Below are 5,424 nucleotides of genomic sequence, written 5' to 3'. Positions count from 1 at the left end.
GTCAAAGGCTTCGGCCCTGGCCCCTACGAAGACTGCAAGGTTTACGAGAACGTTGCCCAGTGCGCAGGTGGCTCGGCTTCCACCTCCGGTTTTGACGACGGTCCGCCCATGGTTACCGGCGCCCAGATTGGCGACAGCGGAACCGGCCTGCACCTTGCTTTGGGCATCGTGGCGGCGCTCTATCAGCGCAACACCACCGGCCGCGGCCAAAAGGTGCTGGCGCCCATGCAGGATGCCGTGCTGAACCTGTGCCGCGTCAAGCTGCGCGACCAGCAGCGCCTGGAGCGTACTGGCACCATGCACGAGTACCCGCAGTACCCCGACGGCAAGTTCGGTGAAGCGRTCCCCCGCGCCGGCAACGCCTCCGGTGGCGGCCAGCCCGGCTCCATCCTGAAATGCAAAGGCTGGGAAACCGACCCCAATGCTTATATCTATTTCATCACCCAGGGCGCCGTATGGCCAGCCGTGTGCAAGGTGATCGGAGAAGAGGGCTGGATCGACGACGAAGCCTTCGCGACACCAGCCGCCCGTTTGCTGCATTTGAAACCGATCTTTGCGCGCATCGAAAAATGGACCATGACCAAGACCAAGTTCGAGGCCATGGAAATCCTCAACAAATATGACATCCCCTGCGGCCCCATCCTGTCGATGAAGGAGATCGCTGAAGAGCCCGCGCTTCGCGAAACAGGCACCATTGTTGAAGTCGACCACCCCACCCGCGGCAAATACCTCACCGTGGGCAACCCGATCAAGATGTCCGACAGCGCGACCGAAGTCACCCGCTCGCCCCTGCTGGGCGAGCACACCGACGAAGTATTGATGCAATTGGGCTACGGCGCCGATTACATCGCCGAATTACGCGCCGAACGCGTCATCTAGGTCGGCAGCCCCACGCCACCAACGCCAGCCACACAGCGAGCCAACACGCTTCATGAACCATCCCATCATTCCCATCGCCGTCATCGACGCCTCCAAGCAGCGAAAACGCCAGGCACCCAAGGGCCGCCGCGTTGATCCGGAGGCGCTTGCGGAGGTGCAGCGCCTGTTGGGCACCGAATCGCGCAGGGCTGACTTGCTGATCGAACACCTGCACAAAATCCAGGACCAGTTCGGCCATCTATCGGCCGCCCATCTGGCGGCCCTGGCCCAGGAAATGAAGCTGGCCCAGACGGAGGTGTATGAGGTGGCCACCTTCTATCACCACTTTGACGTGGTCAAGGAAGGCGAAGCCGCTCCGGCTGCACTCACCGTGCGAGTCTGCGACGGCCTTGCCTGTGAGATGGCAGGCGCCAAAGAGCTGCTGGCCAAGCTCCCTGCCCTGCTCGGCCGCGAAGTGCGGGTCATTGCCGCGCCCTGCATCGGACGATGCGAGCAGGCGCCGGCAGCCGTGGTGGGACAAAACCCGGTACCCAATGCCAGCTGCGAAACCGTGATGGCGACTGTCGCAGCAGCGGCTGTGCAGCACGTTCCTGGCGGTTTTATCGACCTGCCCACCTATCAGGCAGCGGGTGGTTACGCCTTGCTCAAGCATTGCATCTCGGGCGAACGCGATATCGAATCGGTCCTCAAGACCATGGAAGACTCCGGCCTGCGCGGACTGGGTGGAGCGGGCTTTCCTTCCGGCCGCAAGTGGCGCATCGTGCGTGCCGAAAAAGGCCCACGCCTGATGGCTGTGAACATTGACGAAGGCGAGCCGGGCACCTTCAAGGACCGCGTCTACCTTGAGCGCGACCCGCACCGCTTCCTCGAAGGCATGCTGATCGCTGCCTGGGCCGTCGGCATCGAGAAAATCTACGTTTACCTGCGCGATGAATACCACGGTTGCCGCAACATGCTGGAAGCCGAACTGGCCAGGCTGCGCCTGGACCCGTTGATGGCCGGCATGCCGGAAATCGAACTGCGCCGTGGCGCGGGCGCCTACATCTGCGGTGAAGAGTCGGCCATGATCGAGTCCATCGAAGGCAAGCGCGGCATGCCCCGCCTGCGGCCGCCGTATGTGGCTCAGGTCGGCCTGTTCGGCCGGCCGACGCTGGAGCACAACTTCGAGACGCTGTATTGGGTTCGGGACATCCTGGAAAAAGGCGGTGAGTGGTTTGCCTCGCACGGCCGCAATGGCCGCAAGGGGTTGCGCTCGTTCTCGGTCTCAGGGCGGGTTAAAGAGCCCGGCGTCAAACTGGCGCCAGCCGGCATCACCATCCAGGAACTGATCGACGAATATTGCGGCGGCATGCTGGACGGCCAGAAGTTCTATGCCTACCTGCCCGGCGGTGCATCGGGCGGCATCCTTCCCGCCACGATGAACACCATCCCGTTGGACTTCGACACCCTGCAACCTTATGGCTGCTTCATCGGCTCGGCTGCGGTGATGATTCTGTCCGACAAGGACACGGCTACTGATGCGGCGCGGAACATGATGCGTTTCTTCCACCACGAGTCCTGCGGCCAGTGCACGCCCTGCCGTGTCGGCACGGCAAAAGCAGCGCACCTCATGGAACAACCCAAGTGGGACCTCGCCCTGCTGGCAGACCTGTCGCTGGTCATGCGCGATGCGTCGATCTGCGGCCTCGGCCAGGCCGCCCCGAACCCCATGGACTGCGTCGTCAAGTACTTCCCACACGAACTATGAGCCCCCACGCTTGTCGCTTTGCGTACTACGCTGCCCCCCGAGGGGGCTGGCCTTGCTTGGGGCGGCCCGGCGCTGCGGCCGGCCGACCTGTGCACTTTAAGGATTTCCAATGAATGCAATTACCCGACAGGAACTGGCCGAACTCGACGCGCCGCTCGTAAGCTTCAGCCTCAACGGCCGCGAAGTCCAGGGCCGTGCCACCGAATCGCTGCTGCAAGTAGCCAAGCGTGAAGGCGTCGAGATTCCCCACCTGTGCTTCAAGGAAGGCATGGAAGCCGTAGGCAACTGCCGCTCCTGCATGGTCGAGATCAACGGTGAGCGCGTACTCGCCCCTTCATGCTGCCGGGCCCCCGCCGCCGGCATGAAGGTCGTCACCGACAGCGAGCGCGCCGTGGCGTCGCAAAAAATGGTGCTGGAGTTGTTGCTGTCGGACATGCCCGAGAAGGAATACACCCGCAACAATGAGGTGGACCAGTGGGCTGCCAAGATTGGCGTAGGCAAACCCCGCTTCGAAGCGCGCCAGCAGGTGCGCCAGGATGTGTCGCATCCGGCCATCGCGGTGAACCTGGACGCTTGCATCCAGTGCACGCGCTGCCTGCGCGCCTGCCGCGACGAACAGGTCAATGACGTGATCGGCCTGGCTTTCCGCGGTGACCAGGCGAAGATCGTGTTCGACATGGACGACGCCATGGGCGCGTCCACCTGCGTGGCCTGCGGCGAGTGTGTTCAGGCCTGCCCGACGGGCGCGTTGATGCCGGCCCGCGAGGCTGCACTCACCGTGCCGGACAAACAGATCGAGTCGGTCTGCCCCTATTGCGGCGTCGGCTGCCAGCTGACCTACAACGTCAAGGATGACAAGATTCTTTTTGTGGAAGGCCGCGACGGCCCCGCCAACCACGAGCGCCTCTGCGTCAAAGGCCGCTATGGATTTGACTATGCACACCACCCCCATCGCCTGACCAAGCCCCTGATCCGCCGCGAAGGCGTGCCCAAGACCGGCGACTTCACGATGGACCCAGACCGCGTGATGGACGTGTTCCGCGAAGCCAGCTGGGAAGAAGCGCTGGAATTCGCCGGCGGCAAGCTCGCCGCCATCCGCGACCAGCACGGCAAGAAATCGCTGGCCGGTTTCGGCTCTGCCAAAGGCAGCAACGAGGAAGCCTACCTGTTTCAGAAACTGGTGCGCACCGGTTTTGGCAGCAACAACGTCGACCACTGCACCCGCCTGTGCCATGCGTCTTCGGTCGTCGCCCTGCTCGAAGGCATCGGCTCCGGCGCGGTGTCCAACCCGGTCATGGACGTGACCAAGGCTGATGTCGTGGTCATCATCGGCGCCAACCCGACGGTGAACCATCCCGTGGCCGCGACCTGGATCAAGAATGCCGTGAAGAACGGCACCAGGCTGATCGTGATGGATCCGCGCCGCTCGGACCTGACACGCGTGGCGCACCGCCACCTGCAGTTCAAGCCCGACACCGACGTGCCCATGCTGAACGCGATGATGAACGTCATCGTGAACGAAGGACTGGTGGACCAGGCCTTCATCGACAGCCGCACCATTGGCTACGAAGAGTTGCGCAAGAACGTTGAGGGGTACACGCCCGAGTTGATGGCGCCTATCTGCGGCATTGATGCCGACACCTTGCGCTATGTGGCCCGCCTGTTCGCCACGTCCAAGGGTTCGATGATCCTTTGGGGCATGGGTGTGTCGCAACACGTGCACGGCACCGACAACGCCCGCTGCCTGATCGCCCTTTCGCTGATGACAGGCCAGATCGGCCGCCCCGGCACCGGTCTGCATCCGCTGCGCGGCCAGAACAACGTGCAGGGTGCGTCTGACGCAGGCCTGATTCCGATGATGCTGCCGGACTACCAGCATGTGTCCAAGCCCGAAGTCCGCGCCAGCTTCGAGAAGGCCTGGAAGCTGGCCCCCGGCACGCTGGATGACCAGGTCGGCTTGACGGTGGTCGAAGTGATGCACGCCATCAAGAAGGGCGGCATCAAGGGCATGTACGTGCAAGGCGAAAACCCGGCCATGTCAGACCCGGACGCCAACCACGCGCGTGAAGCGCTGGCGGCGCTCGAGCACCTCGTGGTGCAGGACATCTTCCTGACCGAGACGGCCTATCTGGCGGACGTGATTTTGCCGGCCAGCGCCTTCCCCGAAAAGGACGGCAGCTTTACCAATACCGACCGCCTGGTGCAGATGGGCCGCAAGGCCATCAACCCGCCCGGCGATGCGCGCCAGGACCTCTGGATCATCACGCAGATCGCCAACCGGATGGGCTGCGGCTGGCACTACAACCATGTCAGCGAAGTCTTCGACGAGATGCGCCACACCATGCCGAGCATTGGCGGCATCACCTGGGACAGGCTGGACCGCGAGCATTCGGTCACCTACCCTTGTATGAAGGAAGGCGATCCCGGCCAGTCGGTGGTGTTTGTGGATGACTTCCCTCGCGAGGGCGGCCGCGCGAAGTTTGTGCCGGCCGACATCATCCCGGCCAATGAGCGCCCGGACACCGAATACCCGATGGTGCTGATTACCGGCCGCCAGCTGGAGCACTGGCACACCGGCAGCATGACGCGGCGCGCCACGGTGCTCGATGCGATCGAACCCGATCCAGTCGCCTTGGTACACCCTCTGGATCTTGCCGCCATGGGCGGAAAACCCGGCGACGTGGTAACCATCGAATCACGCCGCGGCAAGGTGGAGCTGTACGCCCGCGCCGACGAAAGCTCGCCACGCGGAGCGGTTTTTGTACCTTTCTGTTACTACGAGGCAGCCATCAACAAGT

At 63.4% G+C, this 5,424-nt stretch carries 3 protein-coding genes; all 3 read left to right on the top strand.

What is annotated here, in order from left to right; translation table 11 throughout:
• Window positions 1–879 (top strand): formyl-CoA transferase (locus tag AC1D0Z_RS15370; RefSeq protein WP_477659094.1); only part of this gene is annotated, 879 nt, incomplete at its 5' end.
• Between the two features lie 52 nt (window positions 880–931).
• Window positions 932–2,626 carry an NAD(P)H-dependent oxidoreductase subunit E gene (locus AC1D0Z_RS15365; protein WP_477659093.1) on the top strand — a complete coding sequence of 565 codons (1,695 nt, stop codon included), beginning with the start codon at window positions 932–934 and terminating at the stop codon, window positions 2,624–2,626.
• Window positions 2,627–2,735: 109 nt separating this feature from the next.
• On the top strand, window positions 2,736–5,424 hold a 2,689-nt coding region (gene fdhF, locus AC1D0Z_RS15360; RefSeq protein WP_477659092.1), incomplete at its 3' end, for a formate dehydrogenase subunit alpha.

It is taken from the genome of Polaromonas sp. P1_E3, assembly GCF_056405935.1.
This window is presented reverse-complemented; position numbering and strand designations above follow the sequence as displayed.

Coding starts and splice junctions, on each gene's coding strand:
- AC1D0Z_RS15365 (WP_477659093.1), top strand. CDS start 932: ATGAACCATCCCATCATTCCCATCGCCGTCATCGACGCCTCCAAGCAG.